Origin of the sequence: Mesorhizobium sp. M1342, from assembly GCF_040317955.1 — a bacterium.
Taxonomy (GTDB): domain Bacteria; phylum Pseudomonadota; class Alphaproteobacteria; order Rhizobiales; family Rhizobiaceae; genus Mesorhizobium.
Window position 1 is genome coordinate 212,534 of sequence record NZ_JAMYLI010000003.1, and the last position, 15,901, is coordinate 228,434.

Below are 15,901 nucleotides of genomic sequence, written 5' to 3' on the forward strand. Positions count from 1 at the left end.
TGGGCCTGTCAAGCAACCCAACAGGAGAAATTCCATGACCATCCTTGTTACCGGCGCCACAGGCAATGTTGGCCGCCAAGTCGTCGAGCACCTCGTCAAGCGCGGCGCCGATGTCCGTGCTCTCGTCCGCGATCCGTCGAAAGCCAGCTTCCCGGCGGGCGTATCGGTCGCGCAAGGCGACTTTCTCGATGTCGATTCGCTGCGCAAAGCCATGTCCGGCGTTTCCACCCTGTTCCTCTTGAACGCCGTGGTGCCGGACGAATTCACCCAGGCTTTGGTCGCGCTGAACGTCGCCCGATCGGCGGGCATCGAGCGGATCGTCTATCTCTCGGTGATCCATGCGGACGTCTATGTGAACGTGCCGCATTTCGCCGGCAAATTCGGCGTCGAGCGAATGATCGAGCAGATGGGCTTCCAGGCTACGATCCTGCGCCCGGCCTACTTCATCCAGAACGACCTGATGATCGAAGACGTCATCACCGGCTACGGCACCTACACAATGCCGATCGGCACCAAGGGGCTCGCCATGGTCGACGTGCGTGATATCGCCGAAATCGCCGCTCTCGAGCTGCTGCGTCGGGAACGATCCGCAGGGCCGCTTGCGCTGGAGCGGATCAATCTCGTCGGTCCGCAGACACTGACCGGGACGGATATCGCGGCCATCTGGTCAGACGTGCTCGCACGCCCGATCAGCTACGGCGGCGACAATACCGAAGGTTTCGAGCAGAATCTCAAGCAGTTCCTGCCTGCCTGGATGGCGTACGACATGCGCTTGATGGGCGAGCGGTTCCTGACCGACGGCATGCTGCCCGAGGCCGGGGACGTCGAGCGGCTGACCGCGCTTCTGGGCCGCCCGCTGCGTCCCTATCGGGACTTCGCCTCACAAATCGCCGGCTCCGCCTGACGGAACAGCTCTCATCATCATCAGGGTACAGAAACAGCAGGGCGGCCTTTTGAGGAGGCCCCCTGACTGGCACGGGACAAATGCGCGTTCAGCCGGAACTGCCCTACTGCAGGGTTGCCGGACCAGGCCTGTCGAGTTGGGCGATCACGTGCTCGCCACCGTCGCCACCGAGCCCATCCACGAACAGACCAGCTACGCCGTCGAAATTGGTGAGCCCGTCGAATTCAATTGCGGCGCCAATCAACTGGGCTGCCTGGAAGACAAGGTATTCGACGTCCTCGAGGGCGACGTTTTCGGCCAGATTCCTGACCCTTACATGCTCCGCCACCGCCGTGATGCTGACGATGCCGGTCTTCCTGAAGGCGATCTGGACCGCTGAACGGACGTCATCGCGCAGTCGCGCCGAGTAATTATACCGCATCGAAACCTCCCGAAGGGAACGGTTTTCTGTTCAGATCGCACAATGCGGCAAAGACTTCGCCTTGGCAAGTCACGAATTAAATAATACCCAAATAAATCAACCAGTTAGCATAGTTATGCAAGTGTGCGCCTTACGCCGAATACCCGTCAGGCTCATCATGAGCACGAGAAGCGGTTCACACATCGCGAGGTCTTGACGCGCTAGGAGCGGTTTCCTAATTATGAGGTAAATGAGTTGAATGCTCATTCGACGTAAACGTGGTCCAGAGCGAGGGAAGCGCGATGACTGAACTGGAACGCCCGGAACGGTTGCAGATCATGCTGACGTCAGACGAACTGGCGGCGCTGGAAAACTGGCGCTTCGACAAGCGCATGCCGAGCCGTTCGGCCGCCGTCAGGGAATTGCTGCGGCGCGGTCTTGCCGCGGATGGCTTCCTGACGGCGGAGCAAGGGGCGAAGTCGCAAGACTTCGGCATCCTGCCAACCGCCGACGGCAACGGCATTTCCGACGGCGGCAAGGAGTAGAGCGGTTCACCGCGCGTGGGCCGCCCTGGTCCCCGCAACGGTCGGCGGTCGCCGCGCGGTGCCGGCCGGCGTAGCGGACGATAACTCTCGATTCAGAGGATGTTTGTCGTCACTTCGACGACGATCGCGGCACCTTCCAGGCTGCCATTGGTGACGTGCACGACGCGCGATACCCGCAGATCCTGCGTGGTTCCGTCGATCGACAGCGCAACGCTTTCGCCAATCCGGGGAACCGCCTGGAAAACGGCGTCCGTGGCCTCCGGCCGGTTGTCGATCGATATGCGGCAGTTGACGGTCATGAGATGTCTCCTGTGTCGGCCCGGTGGTCAACGCGGGGTCCGCGAAATGGTTTCAGGAGGCCGGATGCAACTTAATGGCGCCCGGATCCGTAACGCAGTAATTGCTCCATTGTTCATCGTAACGGAGCAACAGGGCTCGCCGGGGAGGGCGTTGGGGCTGCCTCGGCGAGCTTGATCGCTTTGCCCGGGGGCGCTGCCTCACCGAGGTATGGGGACGAGTTTCGGCGCCCGCAATTCCCCGGCCATCCTTGCCGCCTGGAAAATTGTCATCAAAACCAGGATGGGCTCACCCTCGGTCGGGTTGATGGTCAGGACGACGCGGCCAAGCTCGTCGCTCATGCCGCAAGACCAGTCCTTGACGGCTATCACCTTTCTGGCGGCCATATGCCTTCTCCTGCACAGGAGGTTCTCTGCGGGCTACGCCGTCTGGAGTTGGTCGGCAGAACCTTCGCGCGATATTGCAACCAGCCGAAATGCGGCAAATGCGGCCAATATCATGAAAACCGCCGTGATGTTCAGGGACATCGCCGATGCAAGGACGCCCCCGTCAAAGCAACTCAGTTCCATGTCGCTGCACCCCTTCGATCCACTGTCGGCCAGGATGATGATCCTGCTTCGAGTGAAATACAAGCGCGCGCTAATACGCTGAAGCCGGCTGGCCAGTCTGCGCGCAGCTTCGAACCAGCCGAACGATTGGTTGCTTGCTGGTTCCCGCTCATGGGCTCGAACCACGATTCACGCCTTCAAAGGGCGCTGTCCTACCATTAGACGAAGCGGGAAAATGCAAGTTGCCCCCACCCCTAGCCGGTTCCCGCGCCGGGATCAACGCAATGCGGCGGCAAAGCGACTTGAGGCGCGGTCTCAGTCCGGAAAGTTGGTGACAGGTTCCTCGCAGCGGTAGACGGGGCAGTTGCCGTCACGGGTCGGGACATAGGCCGACATCGGCACCTCCGGCCAGTCGCATTCGTTGCCGAACTGCCTGACATAGCGGTCATAGGTGTTGGGGCCGGTGGTCAGCACCACGGCATGATGGCTTTGGAGCAGTTGCCGGAGTTGGTCGCAACTCATCGTGCGGGTATCGGGCCTGGCTTCGGCGAGGCCGGTCGCGGCCAGCAAGATCGCTGCCGCCATCAAGGCAATTCGGCGCATCGGCATGGCTGTTCCCTCGAATGGATGTATTGGCCGAAACTCGCATCCCGGCGGGTGGTTCCGCAACCGCCGGCCGGCCGTCGGTGGCGGCGCAACCAAATGGTCCGTCGTGCATTGCTGGGGATGAATGGCAGGAAGCCCTACGAAACCCCGCAATGGCGTCCCGGAAACGGGGATCGCGAGGCCATGTGCTGTTCTTTTTGCGGCGGCCGCGACCACAGCTACGAGGACTGTCCGCAAAGGGATGCCGACGCCGATCCAGCACCGAATGCCCCTGACCCTCCCAAGCCGGACTGATCGGCACCGGTGTGCCGCACCGGCGATATTCGCTGCGCCCCACCGGCATTCGCACATCTGCCTGAGGTCCTCGACGCCGTCCGGCTACATCCTGACCTTGCCGGTGTTACCGATTTCCGGGCGGCTGTCGCTGACCGTTGCCGCCAGCATCTTCACATAGCTGACCACGGTGCCGGGACTGTCCCAATACTGGGCATCTTTCGGCGTCACTTTAAGCACGCGGATCGAAGGGTCATCGGCACTGTCCCACCAGGCCTTGGCCGGGGTCGACCACAACTCCCTGATCTTGGCGCGGTCGTTCGAAACCGCCGCCAGACCGCTGACGGAAACATATTTCTGGCCGCCTGAATCGGCGAAGGCGAGACCGACATTGGGCTCGGCTTCGATCTCGTCGTCCTTATGGCTGTCGACATCGGTGAGGAAGTAGATTGCGTTTTCGTCGCGCACCACATGCGCCGCCATGGGTCGCGAGCGGATGTCATCGCCTTCGCGGGTGGCCAGCATACAGAAACCGATCCTGTCCATCAGCTTCCAGACCCGGTCGAGATCGCCGTCGCTCATCGTGTGCCTCCTTATTGAGCCATCCATGGGGGTGTCGGGTGCAACTCGCGCAAGCGCGCAAGGTTCCAGTGCAAGGTCCAGTCATGAACTGCCTGGACTGTTCCTGGGAGGAATGTTGGGAGGCGATTGCAACCAAAACCCACCGCGGCGCATTGGTGGCCATGCGCGCAATCCGCGCATGAGGGAGAAGGGGTCGACAGTGACAGATTTGGCGGGCTTTGATGCCTTGATCGCCATTACCGCCGATGCGCGGCTGGCGGCGATTGTCGATTCGTCCTTCGACGCCATCGTCAGCAAGGATTTGAACAGCATCATCACCAGTTGGAACGCGGCGGCGCAACGCATGTTCGGCTACACCGTCGAAGAGGCCGTCGGCCGGTCCGTGCTCATGCTCATCCCCGATCATCTCAAGGATGAAGAGACCGACATCATCAGCCGGGTCCGCAAAGGCGAACTGCTGGCAAGCTATGAGACGATCCGCCGACGCAAGGACGGCGGCCTCATCGCCGTGTCGCTGACCATTTCGCCGATCAGGAACGCGTCCGGCGAGATCATCGGCGCCTCGAAGATCGCCCGCGACATCACCGCCAGCAAGGAGAGCGAGCGCCGGATCAGGCTTTTGCTCCGCGAGGTGAACCATCGCGTCAAGAACCAGTTCGCGGTGATCCTCTCGATGATCCGGGAGACCAGCAAACGCTCGACCGATCCGCGCGAGTTCGAGGAGTTGATCCGCTCCCGCATCATGGCGCTGTCGCGGTCGCACGATCTGCTGGTGAACTCGGAATGGGCCGGCGCCAGCCTCTTCGACCTCGCCCAGGAGCAGCTCAAGCCGTTCGGCCACGAGGCGCGGGTATCGCTGTCCGGACCGCTTTTGACCTTGCAGCCGAATGCCGTGCAAAATCTCGGCATGGCATTTCATGAGCTCGGCACCAACTCTTCAAAATATGGCGCGCTGGCGAGCGAGGCCGGGCGGCTCGAGATCACCTGGCGGATCGTTGAAGGCGTTTCGGACAAGCGGGAAATCCATCTGGTTTGGGACGAGACGATGCCGGTGCGTGAAGGAGAGCGGCCCGGGGGGCGGCAAGACGAAAGCACGCGCAAGGGTTTCGGCACCGTCGTCCTGCAACGGGTCGCGCCGCAATCGCTGAACGGCTTGGCGGTGCTGGATCGCAGCCCGGGCCATCTCAAATGGTCCCTGACGGCGCCCCTGGACTCGATCATCGTTCCGGAGCTCGGCGCCGACCTGCCCGAAACCGAGACTTCCTGAGCCTTGAGGTCTGGTTCCATCAACCTCCCTTTGGCAGATGCGTTTTCAAAAGCGGCCGCATCCTTGCCGCACCTGGCGGTGGATTCAGGAACCGTGACCCGGCGGCCGCGTTGTGGCGTCACGCTTTCGGAGGGGACATCATGGAACAACTCGTCGAGGAATTCGGCCATTCCACCTACACCTCGTTTCCGGTCATCGCGGCGCGGCTGTTGCTGGCGACGCTCTATGGCGCGGTCATCGGTTTCGAACGCGAATGGCGCAATCGCCCGGCCGGACTTCGCACGCATATTCTCGTCTGCGTCGCCGCCGCCACCTTCGGCATCCTGACGGTCGAGATCGTGCACGCGCCGATGTTCGCGGGGGAATCGGTCAAGGTCGATCCGATCCGGGTGGTCGAGGCGGTGACCGCCGGCGTCGCTTTCCTCGCCGCCGGCTCGATCATGTTTTCGCGCGGCGAGGTGCATGGGCTGACGACCGGCGCCGGCATGTGGCTGGCGGGCGCGATCGGCGTCGCCTGCGGACTGGGTCTTTGGCAAGTGGCCGGGTTCGGCACGCTGATCGTGCTGGTCGTTGCCGGCTTTCTGCGCCGGTTCGAACGCGGACCCGGCCTTGCCGCCGGTGATGAAGGCAGCCAGGCAAAGGCGGAGAAGGAGGGGCTTCGGCCCGATCAAAGGAAGGGCGAAGGTAATTCCGATCGCCGGGAAATGCCGTGACTGGTTTCACCGAAGAAGCCGGCCAGCAGATCGGCCGTGCGCGCCGGATTCTCTTCGGGAAAGAAGTGCCCGGCCGGCATCGCCTGGCCACGCACATCGTCGGCCCAGCCGCGCCACAGCGCCAGCGGCCCGCCTTCGCCGGCATACCAATCCGCCAAGGCGCCCTGACCGCTCCATAGCGCCAGCAGCGGGCAGCGGATGCGCCGGCCGGCTGCCTTGTCGGCATGGTCGTGCTCGCGGTCGAGCGTGGCTGCCGCCCGATATTCCTCGCAGATGGCGTGGGCGTGGGCAGGCGCGCGCAAGGCCTCGATATAGGCCTGACGCACTTCGGCTGGAAACGCCGATGGCGGCGAGCCCCAGCCGTTGAGCGCATTGTCGACGATCGCCTCGGCGGCGCCGGACAGGATCTTTTCCGGCAACGGCTCAGGCTGCGCCAGCAGCGACCATGGCCAATAGCCCAGCGCCAGCCTGGCGTCGGCCCGGTCCCAGGCATCGGCGGTCGGCACGATGTCGAGAACGGCGAGCCTGTCGATGCTGTCCCGATGATCGAGCGCCATGCGGTAGGCGACACGCCCGCCGCGATCATGACCGGCGACCATGAAGCTGCTGAAACCCAGCTTCTCCATCAGCCTCCTCATATCGGCGGCCATGGCACGCTTGGCATAGGGTGCGTGGTCCGGAGTGGACGTCGGACAGGAACTGCGGCCATAGCCGCGCAGGTCGGCGCAGACGACGCTGAACCGGCTGGCCAGAGCGGGGGCGATGTCGCGCCACATCAGATGCGTTTGCGGAAAGCCGTGCAGCAACAGCAGCGGTGGGCCGCCGCCGGCACGCAGGCAGTATATGCCGGCATCGCCAATGTCGATTTCCGTGCTTTGAAAACCTTCGAACATGACCGCCTCCGGCACGCGCAACGGCCGGCAAACGGGTTTGGTTGCAATGCCGCCGGCGAGGCGGCCAACCTTTTTCTTCGACAGGCGTTGTCCCTGTGAAGGGAAGGTCGCCGCGGGCGGCCGTGAAAGAAAAGAAGGAGGCAGTGATGAGAACTCTCGCTATCATGCCACTAGGCCTCATGCTGGCGCTGGCAGTGCCGGCCGCGGCCCAGCAGCAGAACGACAGCCAGGCGCTGCAGGCCGACAAATGCAGGGCTCAGACCGAGCAAGGGGCAAAACAGCAGCCTGAACAGCAGGCCGATGACGGCAATTTGACCGCCAAGCTCAACGACTGCGGCGGCGTGCTGAAACCACCCCCGACGGGCGACCAGGGCATGGCGGCGCCCGCTCCCGACGAAGGCAAGACGCCGGTAATCAAGCCTGGTGAAGTGCCGCCCCAGCCGCCGAAACAATAAACGCCGGCTCGTTGGTATTATCGCGCAAGCTAATGGAACCTCGTTATGTTGGGAGCGTTTTTCTCACGACTTGGAATTTGGAGAGATTATCGTGAGAGATATTGCAGCCACTGCCACGTTGCTTGCCTCGATAGCGATCGTGATTGCCTTGATTCTGCTGGCGCCAAAGAGTTTTGGCTTCGAAACCTCTCACCCGATCGTACAGGGCGAGCTTCCGGCGGAATAATCGGATCGATCATTCGGATACGGAGTGATCAGGACCGATTTGCACGAAGCAGGCGAGGCAATAATGCCCCCCTGCTTCTATTGAAACCGCTATCGCACCAAAACGCCGGAGTGGCTGCAGAGCGCTGCGAACGCTTCCTGTGCCTCGGCAGCACCTATCTTGGTTTCCAGGGCGGCTTCGACCTTCTCGCGCGCCGCCTGGTAGAACGGGCCGCGCTTGGCCTGCGGCCAGTCGATCAGGATTTCGCTGGCATCCTTGAGCGTGGCGACGTCGCGGATCGTATCCGACCCATGCGGCTTGATCCGCATCGGTGTGGGCAAAATGAGATCAGGCATGGCCCCTGTTCCAACTACTGGAGGAGTTTTGCTTCGCGCGCGGCGTCGATCATCGCCCGCATCGCTTTTTCCGCCGGCGTCCAGCCATCCAGCGCATCGCGACAACTGCGCAACGCCGCCCGGTAGCGCCGTCCCTGGCCAGCCGGCCAGTCGCCGAGGCATTCCAGGCCTTCCCAGGCGCTGCGGATGATGCGCTCGCGCTCAGGCGCGAATTTCAGCCTGATCGGGCGGGGAAACATCTTGTCGTTCAACGGTCGTCTCCATGATTGCCGCAAGTCGCCGGGGCGACATGCGTGAGAGGCATCCGGTAACGTAGGCGGCAGGGCAGGGTTCCCTTCCCCAGAGATCAAATCTCAGCGTCGATGTCCGACAGCGATCTCGGCGTCGGCGCTTCGGCGTTGTGCTGCGCTGGGCGGTCGTGCTCGAACTGTTCGGTGCCGGACAGAGCGTGCAGCCAGGTCTCGCGCCTGGAGGTCCACAGTTCATATTCGGGCACGAGATCGGTCGGCGCGATGTCGAGGCTGCCGATCGCCACCTCGGCCTCGTTGTCGTCGACCCAGGCGACGCGGCCGCCGCAGGTCGGGCAAAAGCTGCGCGTGCCATAGGAGCTGACGAGGCCGGTCGTCTCGAAGGCCTCGCGCGGCCAGATGGCAAAGGCCGAATAGACCGACCCGCCGGCCTTGCGGCAATCCTTGCAGTGGCACAGGCCGACGCGCAACGGCGGGCCGTGAACCTCGAACTGCACGCCGCCGCACAGGCAGCTGCCGGTCCTGCGTATGGTGTCGGACATGACGACCTCCCTCAATGCGTGGCGCTGCGGGCCGGGTGGGACAGATGCTCGTCTGCCGTTTCGTTGGCCAGGATGAGAAACCGGGAAAAAGACATCCTGTTCACCGTACCACCAGGCCCGGTTGACACGGCCCGCAGCATCTTCAACGCCGTCCAGGCGAAATGGTTTCGGGCCTAAAGCGCGCCGCGCCCGAACGAGTTCAGACGACCCGCTTCATGCATGTCGTTCTCCCAAAACCGAGATCCACTTTTGGGCGACATGCGCTAGCCGCGGGCCGCCATATGGGCGTCGAGCTTTTTGCGCGATGGGCCGTAGCGCTTGATGATGGTTTGTGCCTCGCTTGGCGGAATGCCGTATTTGCGGGCAAAGGCGGCAACCTCGTAGGGCTCTTCGCTCGAGACCTGCTTGCGGTCCTGTTTCGTCTTCGACTTGTCGTCAGCCATCTCAGGCCTCGCTTTCTGTTGTCGGGACGCGCAGCCTTCGGCGCCCGCGATCAACACGACATAACACAGATTGGCGCCGCCGGTTCCACCAGACGACACGGCCTGGGCTGCGATAGGCATGTATCAGGCCGATGGCCGCATGGGGTCGGCGTCGGCAGTGTGGTCGCCGTCACATTCGGAGCATGCCGCGCTGAGGCCGGGGCAGCCGCGCCGGTGCGTACCGGCAGGGCAGCAATGGCCGTTGGAACTCGTCCAGCGCGGACACTGGAAGACCTGGCCAGCGCCGCCGCAGCCGCTGCATTCCAGCGTCGCCGACCGCACGCTATGAGATATCGCCCCAAACCTGACGCTTGTACGCAAATTCAGCCCACCCAAAATCGCTGCGCCGGCACGCCGGTGCATTAGCCCCGACTAACGATAGCACTTCCGTGATTACCAACAAGTTTCAATCGCGGGCGGCGCCGGAAGCCGTTCGGGCCTCTCGAGAAAAATTGGCCTGATGTGTCGGACCTGGCGTCCGTCGCGCGTCCTAGGAGCGAGCAACCTGCAAAGCTGGAGAACGAGCATGTCGTCGCAAATCACTCAATCGCCGTGGCAGACCGCGGCCCTTCTCATCGCCCGGCTGATCTTCGCCGGCGTCTTCCTGATGGCCGTGACCTTCAAATTCATGGGCATGGCGGCGACCGCCGGCTATATCGCCGCCGCCGGCTTTCCGTTTCCGTTGTTCCTGGCCTGGTGCGCTGCGATCCTGGAAGTCGCGCTGGTGCTGTGCTTCCTGACCGGCGCCTTCTTCTCGCAGGCGGCCCTTGTCGCCGCCGCCTATGTGCTGTTCCTCGCCCTGGCCTTCCACGGACCCAGCCACTGGGCCGGCAACCAGGCCGAGTTCGGCTTCTTCGTCGACCATTTTTCGTTCCTGGCCGGACTGCTGTTTGCGGCCGTGCATGGACCGGGCAAGGTGCTTTCGCTCAATTTGGGATGGCCGGGCAGGGCTTGAGGCGAGACCGACCGGCACCGCGCGAAGGACGCGCGCCGGGGCCTGCCTTGGCACCCCCTCACAGCTGGTCGTTGTAGGGTTCCTTTATCTTGCCGACCATGCGGGCCAGCTTCGAAAAAGACGGCATCTCCGCCTCCGGCTGGCACTGGTTGGCGAGTTCCAGCAGCCGGATCGGAAAGTTGACGGCGTCGCGGCTGGACGCGGACATGCCTTCGGACCGCTCCTGGTTGGTTTCGCCTGCCTCGGTCTTGCGCAAGGCCAGGTCGATTTCCTCCGCCGTCAGCACCCCCTTTTGAACCAGGAGGCGGTTGATCGAGGCGACGGCCATCAACAGGCCTTCGAGTTGCAGGTTGGCGACATTCATGGCGATTGCTCCCGTGACTGGGGTTGAAACGCGCGAGCGGCATTTCCGCTCCAGAAAGGCTGCGGGCGAACGCCTATTCCTGCGTCAGCCGTTCGCCATATTCGCGCCACAGCGCCTTGACCTCCAGGCTGCCGAGGCTGCCGATCGAAACATCCCCACAGCTGATGGCGACGGCGCCGATGTCGTATTGGGGGTAGGCGTTGGCGACGAAACGGATGGCTTCGCCCAGCGAACGCACGCGGATGACCGGATCCGCCTGACCCTGGCCGGTGCTGCGCACGCCGGAAACCATGGCTGGTGCATGCCGCATCCTGAACACGGATGCCATGGCTGGTCTGTCCATCGTCCTCTCCCACAAGGCCGTGCGACGGGAATCATTCCATGAGCTTCGACGAATGATTTCACACCTGCCGGCTTGTGACCAGCCGCCGGCAAAAGCAGGGTTTTACGCGCTTTGCCAGCGTCGGTCAGGCCGGAATTGCGATCGATCTAGGAATTTTTTCTCAGAAAACGGTTGACGGGGTGAGTGCAGCTATGCTACATTTTTGTCCATGGTGCTGAGTTGCGCCGACGACCCGCCGCCGAGGCGGGTTTTTTGTTTCTGGGCTAGACATGTCGGCAGGACAGAGGGGGGGCCCAAGGAATGCCATCCTTCGCCCGATGACTCATTTCGCAATCCGAGAGACACTCATGACCCGCTATGCCACCATCATCACCGATGCTGACGGCCAGGAAATCGTCAGCGCCATCGGCGAATTCGAAGGTGCTGCGCCGCAGCCAGGCCTGGGGCGTGTCGAGCAGGTCGCGCCCAGCGTAAAGATCGGCATGGTGCGGGATGCGGCCGGCGGGTTTGACCGAATTAGGAATTTTTTCTCAGAAAACGGTTGACGGGGTGAGTGCAGCTATGCTACATTTTTGTCCATGGTGCTGAGTTGCGCCAACGACCCGCCCCTGAGGCGGGTTTTTTGTTGCTGGGCTAGACATGTCGGCAGGACAGAGGGGGCGCCAAGGAATGCCATCCTTCGCCCGATGACTCATTTCGCAATCCGAGAGACACCCATGACCCGCTACGCCACCATCATCACCGATGCTGACGGCCAGGAAATCGTCAGCGCGATCGGCGAATTCGAAGGCATTGCGCCGCAGCCACGCCTGGGGCGTCTCGAGGAGGTCGCGCCCGGCGTAAAGATCGGCATGGTGCGGGACGACGCTGGCGAGTTCGGGTTCTCGCAGGCCGGCATCGCCGGGCACCTTGTCGGTCTGGTCATGGCGCGTCTCAGGGCGCGGGCCGGTCTGGCAAGGCCTGCCCCGGCGGCGAAGCCTGCCGACGCGGCAAAGCCAAAGCGCGTCCAGGGAGCCAAGAAGCGCACCAGGAAGAAATCCGCTCGTTCAAAGAAACCGGCCAGCCGGGCCGGATCGATGCCGAAGGCCGGCATTCCCGCTGCCAACGCCGTGGGTGGTGACGTCCGTGACTGACAAGACCGCCGCCGGGCCAACGCGCCGCAAGCCGGCAAAGCGCAAACCCGCCGCCAAACCGGCCGCGCAAAAGCCGCGCCGCAAGCGCGCCAAGAAGACACTGGGCGACGATTTCCTGGCTGCCGTGCGGGCTGATTTCCGCGCCTATGGCGCCGGCGTGATCGCCCAGGTGCGAGCCGACAAGCCGGACCAGTATCTGAAGATCGTGCTGTCGGTGCTGCCCAAGGATTTCGATGCCAAGATCAACCAAATGGACAGCCTGAGCGATGACGAGATCCGCAGCCGCATCCGCGCCCTCGAGGCCGTCGTCAGGCCGTTTCTCGAAGAGCCCGGTGATGTCCGTGAAGATGGAATATCTGGCGCTGCTGGCCGAACTGGACAGACGGCGCCGGACCAATCAATTGGCGGCCTATAGACCGTATGAACGCCAGGCCGAGTTTCACGCTGCAGGCGCGCAGAACCGCGAGCGCCTGTTCATGGCCGGCAACCAGCTCGGCAAGACCAGGGCAGGGGGCGCCGAATGGGCCATGCACCTGACCGGCCGTTATCCCCAGTGGTGGCAAGGCAAGGTTTTCGACACGGCCGTTCGGCTGTGGGCGGCCGGCGTCACCGGCGAAGGCACGCGTGACAATCCGCAGCGCGTGCTGGTCGGTCCGCCGCAGCAGCAGGCGGCCTGGGGCACGGGCATGATCCCGGCCGACGCCATTGTGCAGACCTTCATGGGCCGCGGCGCACCGGGCGCGCTGGACAGCGTCGTGGTGCGCTGGGGTGGCGGCGGCGACGTGCAGGCCGATGAATCGGTGCTGTCGTTCAAGAGCTTCGAGAAGGGCCGCGAGAAATGGCAGGGCGAGACTTTACACGGCGTCTGGTTCGACGAGGAACCGCCGCTCGACATCTATTCCGAAGGCCTGACCCGCACCAATGCGACGGGCGGCATCACCATCGTGACGTTCACGCCGCTGCTTGGGATGTCGGATGTGGTGCTGTTGTTTCTTTCGGCGGCGCAAGTGGAGGGCATGGCCAAAGGCAGCGGATGAAGACGTTCAAGGGTATTTGCTGCCCGCAAGCTGTCTGGCGCGGGCCTTGGGATCGGTTGCTTTCCGGGTTAGCGGTTGGCACCATATTCTTTCATCACCCGTAATCTGGTTGTACCAGACATTGCATACTTTGTTTGGTGTGTCCGGGATACAAACTTCGCGTTGGAACCCTGAAGAATTGGCGTACATCTTGCAGGTTTTCTTACTCGTATCATACGGAACGTTCGATTGGCATGCCGACGCGCTCGCGGCAATGGCCACAACGATTGCTATGCGGATCATGTATCTCCCCCAATTGGCCAGCAGCTTTGCATTGATAAACAGTATTATCAATGGCGGTTACTCGTTCCGGCAAATAATTTAGGCAGACTGATATGTCTCGACACGTCACCTTCATGACCATCGACGATGCCGCGCACTACACGCCGCAGGAGCGCGCGGCGATCGTCGCGGCCTATCCGGCGCACGAGCGCGAGGCCCGGGCTCGGGGCATTCCGGTGCTGGGTTCCGGTCGTATCTTTCCGGTGGCCGAGGCGCTGATCGCCTGCGAGCCGTTCCGGCTGCCGCGCTACTGGCCCAGGCTAGGCGCGCTCGATTTCGGCTGGGACCATCCTTCGGCCGCGGTCGAACTCGCCTGGGATACGGAGGCCGACGTCGTCTATGTCAGCAAGGCAGCGCGGGCCTCGCAGCAAACGCCGGCGATGCAGACGCTGACCTTGAAACCATGGGGCGAATGGCTGCCCTTCGCCTGGCCACGCGACGGTCGGCGCGAAACGCTGGAAGGCGCGGGCGTGGCACTCGCCCGGCAGTACGCCGCGCACGGGCTGAACATGCTGAGCCGCCACGCGCAATTCCCCGACGGTTCGGTCTCGGTCGAGGCCGGGCTGATGGAGATGCTCGACCGCATGCAGAGCGGACGCTTCAAGGTGTTTTCCACGCTGGCCGACTGGTTCGAGGAGTTTCGGCTTTATCGCCGCTTCTACTGGGACGCTGTGCTCGGCGCCGAATTGCCCGATGGCGTCGACCATGCGGTGTTCGATTTCGCCGTCAACAGCGGGCCTGGCCGGGCGGCCAAATATTTGCAGGCGGCCGTCGGCGTTGCGCAGGACGGGCGGATCGGACCGGTCACCGTCGCGGCGGCCAAGGCAAAGCCGGCCGGCGTCACCATCGATGCGCTTTGCGATGCGCGGCTGGCGTTCCTCAAGCGGTTGCCGACATGGGCAACATTCGGGCGCGGCTGGTCCGATCGTGTCAGGTCGGTGCGGGTTCAGGCCCTGCTGATGTCGGCGCAGGGCCCCGCGGCACCGGTGGCCGCGCCGGCGTCGCCCAGGTTTGAGACATCGGCTGATGTGATGCCGGCGACCCAGCCCGTGCAGCCGGCATCCGGCGGCAAGACGGCTGCCGCGGCCGGCATCCTCGTTCTCATGGCCGGAGCGCTCGCGGCCTTCCGGCATCGGGTCGCCGATTTTTTCGGGAGCCTGTTTCAATGACATGGTTCAACACCAATGCGCTGCACAATCTCCTCAACACGCTGATCACCATCATCTGCGGCGGCGCGCTCGCCGGCTTCGACTGGACGCTGCTCGGGGTGGGCGACCGCACCGCGCTTCAGATCAGCGGCGCCATTGCCCTTGCCAAGATCATCATCAACGCGGTGCGTGACGGGCCGCGCGGCATGGTCGCGCCGCCGGCCAAGGAGACATGAGATGGGAACACTCGCCCTCGCGCTGCTTGGCCAGGCCTGGCCGTATCTTCTGGCAATGGGCGCCGCGCTTGCCGGTGTCTGGACGGCCTATGCCAAGGGCAAGGCCAGCCAGAAGGCCAGGCAGGATGCGGCCGACGCAGCGGCGCGCACCGAAGCCCAGAAGATCGACGATGCCGTCGCCGGCCGGGCGCCGGACGACAACAGGGGGAGACTGGCCAGATGGTCAAAATCATAGCGCTCTCGCTCCTGCTGGCCGGCTGCACCAAATCAGGCGGGTCGTTCTGCGCGGCCGGGCATCCCCTCCGCCCGACAAGGGCAGAGGCGGCGACCCTTTCCGATGCGTCGGTGGCGGCGATCCTGGCTCACAACGAAAAGGGCCAGAAACTTTGCGGCTGGAGGCCATGATGAACGATCTTTTCGACCTGCTCGGCATCAAGGGACCGGTCGTGGCGGCCGGTCTCGCCGGCGGCGTTCTGCGCGCGCTGTCGCGGCATCGCTACAAGCTGCGCGAAATGGTGGCCTCGCCGATCTGCGGCGCACTTGCGGCGGCCTACCTGACGCTGCCGGCGGTTTCCTACGCCAGGATCGCCGGCCTGCCGATGCCCGATCCCGCCGACGACACCACCACGCTGGCGGCTGCCTTCCTGATCGGCGTCTGCGCCATGTGGATTTCGGACGTGCTGTTCGAGTTTGTGGTGCGGAGATTCAAGCCGGGGGTGGAGGAGTAGCTATTGGCACCGCGTCGTCTGTTGGCTACTGCCTCGGAATTACCGAGGCAGGCAACCTGGCGCGGCGCTGCTCTCATTTCCAGAAACGACCGCTGCCCGCTTCGGCTCACGCCGGGGCGGCTTTTTTGTATTTCGATCGGCTATTGCTGAGCGGCATTCGATCTGACCGGTCTCGTCATCGCCCGTTGTCACAAGCAAGTTAATCATGTCGGTTATGCATAATGATTATTGTTAATTTTTGATTGATGCACCGAAACCAGATAAAGACTTGAGCGGATGAAGTGTTCATATATTGTTAAACAAGAGGTAGACCACAGAAG

The 15,901-nt window shown here is 63.3% G+C and carries 29 protein-coding genes and 1 tRNA gene; 17 read left to right on the forward strand and 13 right to left on the reverse strand.

Annotated features, from left to right (window positions below):
- The first annotated feature begins 34 nt into the window (after positions 1–34).
- Positions 35–904: an NmrA/HSCARG family protein gene (locus NKH06_RS04270; RefSeq protein WP_352441247.1), complete on the forward strand. Its 870-nt coding sequence runs from the start codon at positions 35–37 to the stop codon at positions 902–904.
- A gap of 103 nt (positions 905–1,007) precedes the next feature.
- Here NKH06_RS04270 and NKH06_RS04275 read toward each other — a convergent pair whose 3' ends face one another.
- Entirely contained in the window at positions 1,008–1,325 is a 318-nt protein-coding gene (locus tag NKH06_RS04275) for a hypothetical protein (RefSeq protein ID WP_023813830.1), read from the reverse strand.
- Between the two features lie 281 nt (positions 1,326–1,606).
- On the opposite strand from NKH06_RS04275, the gene NKH06_RS04280 reads away from it, so the two are divergent.
- Complete coding sequence (locus tag NKH06_RS04280; protein ID WP_023813828.1) at positions 1,607–1,849, forward strand: hypothetical protein; 243 nt, start codon at positions 1,607–1,609, stop codon at positions 1,847–1,849.
- A 92-nt stretch (positions 1,850–1,941) separates the two neighbouring features.
- Here the strand turns inward: NKH06_RS04280 and NKH06_RS04285 are convergent, their stop codons facing one another.
- Both NKH06_RS04285 and NKH06_RS04290 read right to left on the reverse strand, forming a co-directional pair.
- Positions 1,942–2,148, reverse strand: a complete 207-nt coding sequence (locus tag NKH06_RS04285; protein ID WP_013530768.1) for a hypothetical protein — start codon at positions 2,146–2,148, stop codon at positions 1,942–1,944.
- Between the two features lie 198 nt (positions 2,149–2,346).
- Positions 2,347–2,532 carry a hypothetical protein gene (locus tag NKH06_RS04290; RefSeq protein WP_352441245.1) on the reverse strand — a complete coding sequence of 62 codons (186 nt, stop codon included), beginning with the start codon at positions 2,530–2,532 and terminating at the stop codon, positions 2,347–2,349.
- Positions 2,533–2,644: 112 nt separating this feature from the next.
- Here NKH06_RS04290 and NKH06_RS04295 point away from each other — a divergent pair, with 112 nt between their 5' ends.
- Complete coding sequence (locus NKH06_RS04295) at positions 2,645–2,797, forward strand: hypothetical protein (protein ID WP_155930617.1); 153 nt, start codon at positions 2,645–2,647, stop codon at positions 2,795–2,797.
- A 56-nt stretch (positions 2,798–2,853) separates the two neighbouring features.
- On the opposite strand, the gene NKH06_RS04300 is transcribed toward NKH06_RS04295, so the two are convergent.
- From NKH06_RS04300 to NKH06_RS04310, 3 genes are all read right to left on the reverse strand, one after another.
- Positions 2,854–2,927 (reverse strand) — tRNA-Gln (locus NKH06_RS04300).
- A gap of 82 nt (positions 2,928–3,009) precedes the next feature.
- Entirely contained in the window at positions 3,010–3,303 is a 294-nt protein-coding gene (locus tag NKH06_RS04305) for a hypothetical protein (protein ID WP_352441244.1), read from the reverse strand.
- Positions 3,304–3,678: 375 nt separating this feature from the next.
- Positions 3,679–4,155 carry a pyridoxamine 5'-phosphate oxidase family protein gene (locus NKH06_RS04310; protein ID WP_023813825.1) on the reverse strand — a complete coding sequence of 159 codons (477 nt, stop codon included), beginning with the start codon at positions 4,153–4,155 and terminating at the stop codon, positions 3,679–3,681.
- Positions 4,156–4,354: 199 nt separating this feature from the next.
- On the opposite strand from NKH06_RS04310, the gene NKH06_RS04315 reads away from it, so the two are divergent.
- Both NKH06_RS04315 and NKH06_RS04320 read left to right on the forward strand, forming a co-directional pair.
- A complete protein-coding gene (locus tag NKH06_RS04315) occupies positions 4,355–5,422 on the forward strand; it encodes a PAS domain S-box protein (protein WP_023813824.1) in 1,068 nt (355 codons plus the stop codon).
- A 140-nt stretch (positions 5,423–5,562) separates the two neighbouring features.
- The gene (locus NKH06_RS04320) at positions 5,563–6,135 is read left to right on the forward strand and encodes an MgtC/SapB family protein (protein WP_352441243.1); all 573 of its coding nucleotides are present in this window, start codon (positions 5,563–5,565) and stop codon (positions 6,133–6,135) included.
- Here the strand turns inward: NKH06_RS04320 and NKH06_RS04325 are convergent.
- Positions 6,090–7,028, reverse strand: a complete 939-nt coding sequence (locus NKH06_RS04325; RefSeq protein ID WP_352441242.1) for an alpha/beta fold hydrolase — start codon at positions 7,026–7,028, stop codon at positions 6,090–6,092. The two genes, NKH06_RS04320 and NKH06_RS04325, sit on opposite strands and share 46 nt — an antisense overlap.
- Positions 7,029–7,174: 146 nt before the next feature.
- Here NKH06_RS04325 and NKH06_RS04330 point away from each other — a divergent pair, with 146 nt between their 5' ends.
- On the forward strand, positions 7,175–7,483 hold the full coding sequence (locus tag NKH06_RS04330) for a hypothetical protein (RefSeq protein ID WP_023813821.1): 309 nt from the start codon (positions 7,175–7,177) through the stop codon (positions 7,481–7,483).
- A gap of 91 nt (positions 7,484–7,574) precedes the next feature.
- A complete protein-coding gene (locus tag NKH06_RS04335) occupies positions 7,575–7,709 on the forward strand; it encodes a hypothetical protein (protein WP_023813820.1) in 135 nt (44 codons plus the stop codon).
- An 89-nt stretch (positions 7,710–7,798) separates the two neighbouring features.
- On the opposite strand, the gene NKH06_RS04340 is transcribed toward NKH06_RS04335, so the two are convergent.
- The 4 genes from NKH06_RS04340 to NKH06_RS04355 form a co-directional block, all read right to left on the reverse strand.
- A complete protein-coding gene (locus tag NKH06_RS04340; RefSeq protein WP_023813819.1) occupies positions 7,799–8,044 on the reverse strand; it encodes a DUF982 domain-containing protein in 246 nt (81 codons plus the stop codon).
- A gap of 14 nt (positions 8,045–8,058) precedes the next feature.
- Positions 8,059–8,295 carry a DUF982 domain-containing protein gene (locus NKH06_RS04345; protein WP_023813818.1) on the reverse strand — a complete coding sequence of 79 codons (237 nt, stop codon included), beginning with the start codon at positions 8,293–8,295 and terminating at the stop codon, positions 8,059–8,061.
- Between the two features lie 95 nt (positions 8,296–8,390).
- Complete coding sequence (locus tag NKH06_RS04350) at positions 8,391–8,834, reverse strand: GFA family protein (protein ID WP_023813817.1); 444 nt, start codon at positions 8,832–8,834, stop codon at positions 8,391–8,393.
- Positions 8,835–9,097: 263 nt separating this feature from the next.
- Positions 9,098–9,277 carry a DUF3606 domain-containing protein gene (locus tag NKH06_RS04355; RefSeq protein WP_023813816.1) on the reverse strand — a complete coding sequence of 60 codons (180 nt, stop codon included), beginning with the start codon at positions 9,275–9,277 and terminating at the stop codon, positions 9,098–9,100.
- Between the two features lie 565 nt (positions 9,278–9,842).
- Here NKH06_RS04355 and NKH06_RS04360 point away from each other — a divergent pair.
- Positions 9,843–10,271, forward strand: coding sequence for a DoxX family protein (locus NKH06_RS04360; RefSeq protein ID WP_352441241.1), 429 nt, complete (start codon positions 9,843–9,845; stop codon positions 10,269–10,271).
- Positions 10,272–10,329: 58 nt separating this feature from the next.
- Here NKH06_RS04360 and NKH06_RS04365 read toward each other — a convergent pair whose 3' ends face one another.
- Positions 10,330–10,635 carry a hypothetical protein gene (locus NKH06_RS04365; protein WP_023813813.1) on the reverse strand — a complete coding sequence of 102 codons (306 nt, stop codon included), beginning with the start codon at positions 10,633–10,635 and terminating at the stop codon, positions 10,330–10,332.
- Between the two features lie 73 nt (positions 10,636–10,708).
- Positions 10,709–10,978, reverse strand: coding sequence for a hypothetical protein (locus NKH06_RS04370; RefSeq protein WP_023813812.1), 270 nt, complete (start codon positions 10,976–10,978; stop codon positions 10,709–10,711).
- A 347-nt stretch (positions 10,979–11,325) separates the two neighbouring features.
- Here NKH06_RS04370 and NKH06_RS04375 point away from each other — a divergent pair, with 347 nt between their 5' ends.
- The 9 genes from NKH06_RS04375 (at position 11,326) to NKH06_RS04420 (ending at position 15,581) form a co-directional block, all read left to right on the forward strand.
- On the forward strand, positions 11,326–11,523 hold the full coding sequence (locus NKH06_RS04375; RefSeq protein WP_023813811.1) for a hypothetical protein: 198 nt from the start codon (positions 11,326–11,328) through the stop codon (positions 11,521–11,523).
- Between the two features lie 171 nt (positions 11,524–11,694).
- On the forward strand, positions 11,695–12,111 hold the full coding sequence (locus NKH06_RS04380; RefSeq protein WP_352441240.1) for a hypothetical protein: 417 nt from the start codon (positions 11,695–11,697) through the stop codon (positions 12,109–12,111).
- Complete coding sequence (locus NKH06_RS04385; protein ID WP_352774108.1) at positions 12,104–12,526, forward strand: hypothetical protein; 423 nt, start codon at positions 12,104–12,106, stop codon at positions 12,524–12,526. Before NKH06_RS04380 ends, NKH06_RS04385 begins: the two co-directional genes overlap by 8 nt.
- Entirely contained in the window at positions 12,447–13,148 is a 702-nt protein-coding gene (locus tag NKH06_RS04390; protein ID WP_352774110.1) for a terminase large subunit domain-containing protein, read from the forward strand. Before NKH06_RS04385 ends, NKH06_RS04390 begins: the two co-directional genes overlap by 80 nt.
- Before the next feature lie 374 nt (positions 13,149–13,522).
- On the forward strand, positions 13,523–14,638 hold the full coding sequence (locus NKH06_RS31995; RefSeq protein ID WP_502914404.1) for a glycosyl hydrolase 108 family protein: 1,116 nt from the start codon (positions 13,523–13,525) through the stop codon (positions 14,636–14,638).
- Positions 14,635–14,853: a hypothetical protein gene (locus tag NKH06_RS04405; protein ID WP_352441210.1), complete on the forward strand. Its 219-nt coding sequence runs from the start codon at positions 14,635–14,637 to the stop codon at positions 14,851–14,853. Before NKH06_RS31995 ends, NKH06_RS04405 begins: the two co-directional genes overlap by 4 nt.
- Position 14,854: 1 nt before the next feature.
- Positions 14,855–15,088, forward strand: a complete 234-nt coding sequence (locus NKH06_RS04410; protein ID WP_023814075.1) for a hypothetical protein — start codon at positions 14,855–14,857, stop codon at positions 15,086–15,088.
- Positions 15,073–15,258, forward strand: a complete 186-nt coding sequence (locus NKH06_RS04415; protein WP_032909564.1) for a hypothetical protein — start codon at positions 15,073–15,075, stop codon at positions 15,256–15,258. Before NKH06_RS04410 ends, NKH06_RS04415 begins: the two co-directional genes overlap by 16 nt.
- On the forward strand, positions 15,258–15,581 hold the full coding sequence (locus NKH06_RS04420) for a hypothetical protein (RefSeq protein WP_013530789.1): 324 nt from the start codon (positions 15,258–15,260) through the stop codon (positions 15,579–15,581). The genes NKH06_RS04415 and NKH06_RS04420 overlap by 1 nt, the downstream gene beginning before the upstream one ends.
- The last annotated feature ends 320 nt before the right edge of the window (positions 15,582–15,901 follow it).

What these genes read in the sequence shown, in the direction of transcription:
- NKH06_RS04270 (WP_352441247.1), top strand. Translation starts at nt 35, where the DNA reads ATGACCATCCTTGTTACCGGCGCCACAGGCAATGTTGGCCGCCAAGTC.
- NKH06_RS04275 (WP_023813830.1), bottom strand. Translation starts at nt 1,325, where the DNA reads ATGCGGTATAATTACTCGGCGCGACTGCGCGATGACGTCCGTTCAGCG.
- NKH06_RS04280 (WP_023813828.1), top strand. Translation starts at nt 1,607, where the DNA reads ATGACTGAACTGGAACGCCCGGAACGGTTGCAGATCATGCTGACGTCA.
- NKH06_RS04285 (WP_013530768.1), bottom strand. Translation starts at nt 2,148, where the DNA reads ATGACCGTCAACTGCCGCATATCGATCGACAACCGGCCGGAGGCCACG.
- NKH06_RS04290 (WP_352441245.1), bottom strand. Translation starts at nt 2,532, where the DNA reads ATGGCCGCCAGAAAGGTGATAGCCGTCAAGGACTGGTCTTGCGGCATG.
- NKH06_RS04295 (WP_155930617.1), top strand. Translation starts at nt 2,645, where the DNA reads ATGAAAACCGCCGTGATGTTCAGGGACATCGCCGATGCAAGGACGCCC.
- NKH06_RS04305 (WP_352441244.1), bottom strand. Translation starts at nt 3,303, where the DNA reads ATGCCGATGCGCCGAATTGCCTTGATGGCGGCAGCGATCTTGCTGGCC.
- NKH06_RS04310 (WP_023813825.1), bottom strand. Translation starts at nt 4,155, where the DNA reads ATGAGCGACGGCGATCTCGACCGGGTCTGGAAGCTGATGGACAGGATC.
- NKH06_RS04320 (WP_352441243.1), top strand. Translation starts at nt 5,563, where the DNA reads ATGGAACAACTCGTCGAGGAATTCGGCCATTCCACCTACACCTCGTTT.
- NKH06_RS04325 (WP_352441242.1), bottom strand. Translation starts at nt 7,028, where the DNA reads ATGTTCGAAGGTTTTCAAAGCACGGAAATCGACATTGGCGATGCCGGC.
- NKH06_RS04330 (WP_023813821.1), top strand. Translation starts at nt 7,175, where the DNA reads ATGAGAACTCTCGCTATCATGCCACTAGGCCTCATGCTGGCGCTGGCA.
- NKH06_RS04340 (WP_023813819.1), bottom strand. Translation starts at nt 8,044, where the DNA reads ATGCCTGATCTCATTTTGCCCACACCGATGCGGATCAAGCCGCATGGG.
- NKH06_RS04350 (WP_023813817.1), bottom strand. Translation starts at nt 8,834, where the DNA reads ATGTCCGACACCATACGCAGGACCGGCAGCTGCCTGTGCGGCGGCGTG.
- NKH06_RS04355 (WP_023813816.1), bottom strand. Translation starts at nt 9,277, where the DNA reads ATGGCTGACGACAAGTCGAAGACGAAACAGGACCGCAAGCAGGTCTCG.
- NKH06_RS04360 (WP_352441241.1), top strand. Translation starts at nt 9,843, where the DNA reads ATGTCGTCGCAAATCACTCAATCGCCGTGGCAGACCGCGGCCCTTCTC.
- NKH06_RS04365 (WP_023813813.1), bottom strand. Translation starts at nt 10,635, where the DNA reads ATGAATGTCGCCAACCTGCAACTCGAAGGCCTGTTGATGGCCGTCGCC.
- NKH06_RS04370 (WP_023813812.1), bottom strand. Translation starts at nt 10,978, where the DNA reads ATGGACAGACCAGCCATGGCATCCGTGTTCAGGATGCGGCATGCACCA.
- NKH06_RS04375 (WP_023813811.1), top strand. Translation starts at nt 11,326, where the DNA reads ATGACCCGCTATGCCACCATCATCACCGATGCTGACGGCCAGGAAATC.
- NKH06_RS04380 (WP_352441240.1), top strand. Translation starts at nt 11,695, where the DNA reads ATGACCCGCTACGCCACCATCATCACCGATGCTGACGGCCAGGAAATC.
- NKH06_RS04390 (WP_352774110.1), top strand. Translation starts at nt 12,447, where the DNA reads ATGTCCGTGAAGATGGAATATCTGGCGCTGCTGGCCGAACTGGACAGA.
- NKH06_RS31995 (WP_502914404.1), top strand. Translation starts at nt 13,523, where the DNA reads ATGTCTCGACACGTCACCTTCATGACCATCGACGATGCCGCGCACTAC.
- NKH06_RS04405 (WP_352441210.1), top strand. Translation starts at nt 14,635, where the DNA reads ATGACATGGTTCAACACCAATGCGCTGCACAATCTCCTCAACACGCTG.
- NKH06_RS04410 (WP_023814075.1), top strand. Translation starts at nt 14,855, where the DNA reads ATGGGAACACTCGCCCTCGCGCTGCTTGGCCAGGCCTGGCCGTATCTT.
- NKH06_RS04415 (WP_032909564.1), top strand. Translation starts at nt 15,073, where the DNA reads ATGGTCAAAATCATAGCGCTCTCGCTCCTGCTGGCCGGCTGCACCAAA.
- NKH06_RS04420 (WP_013530789.1), top strand. Translation starts at nt 15,258, where the DNA reads ATGAACGATCTTTTCGACCTGCTCGGCATCAAGGGACCGGTCGTGGCG.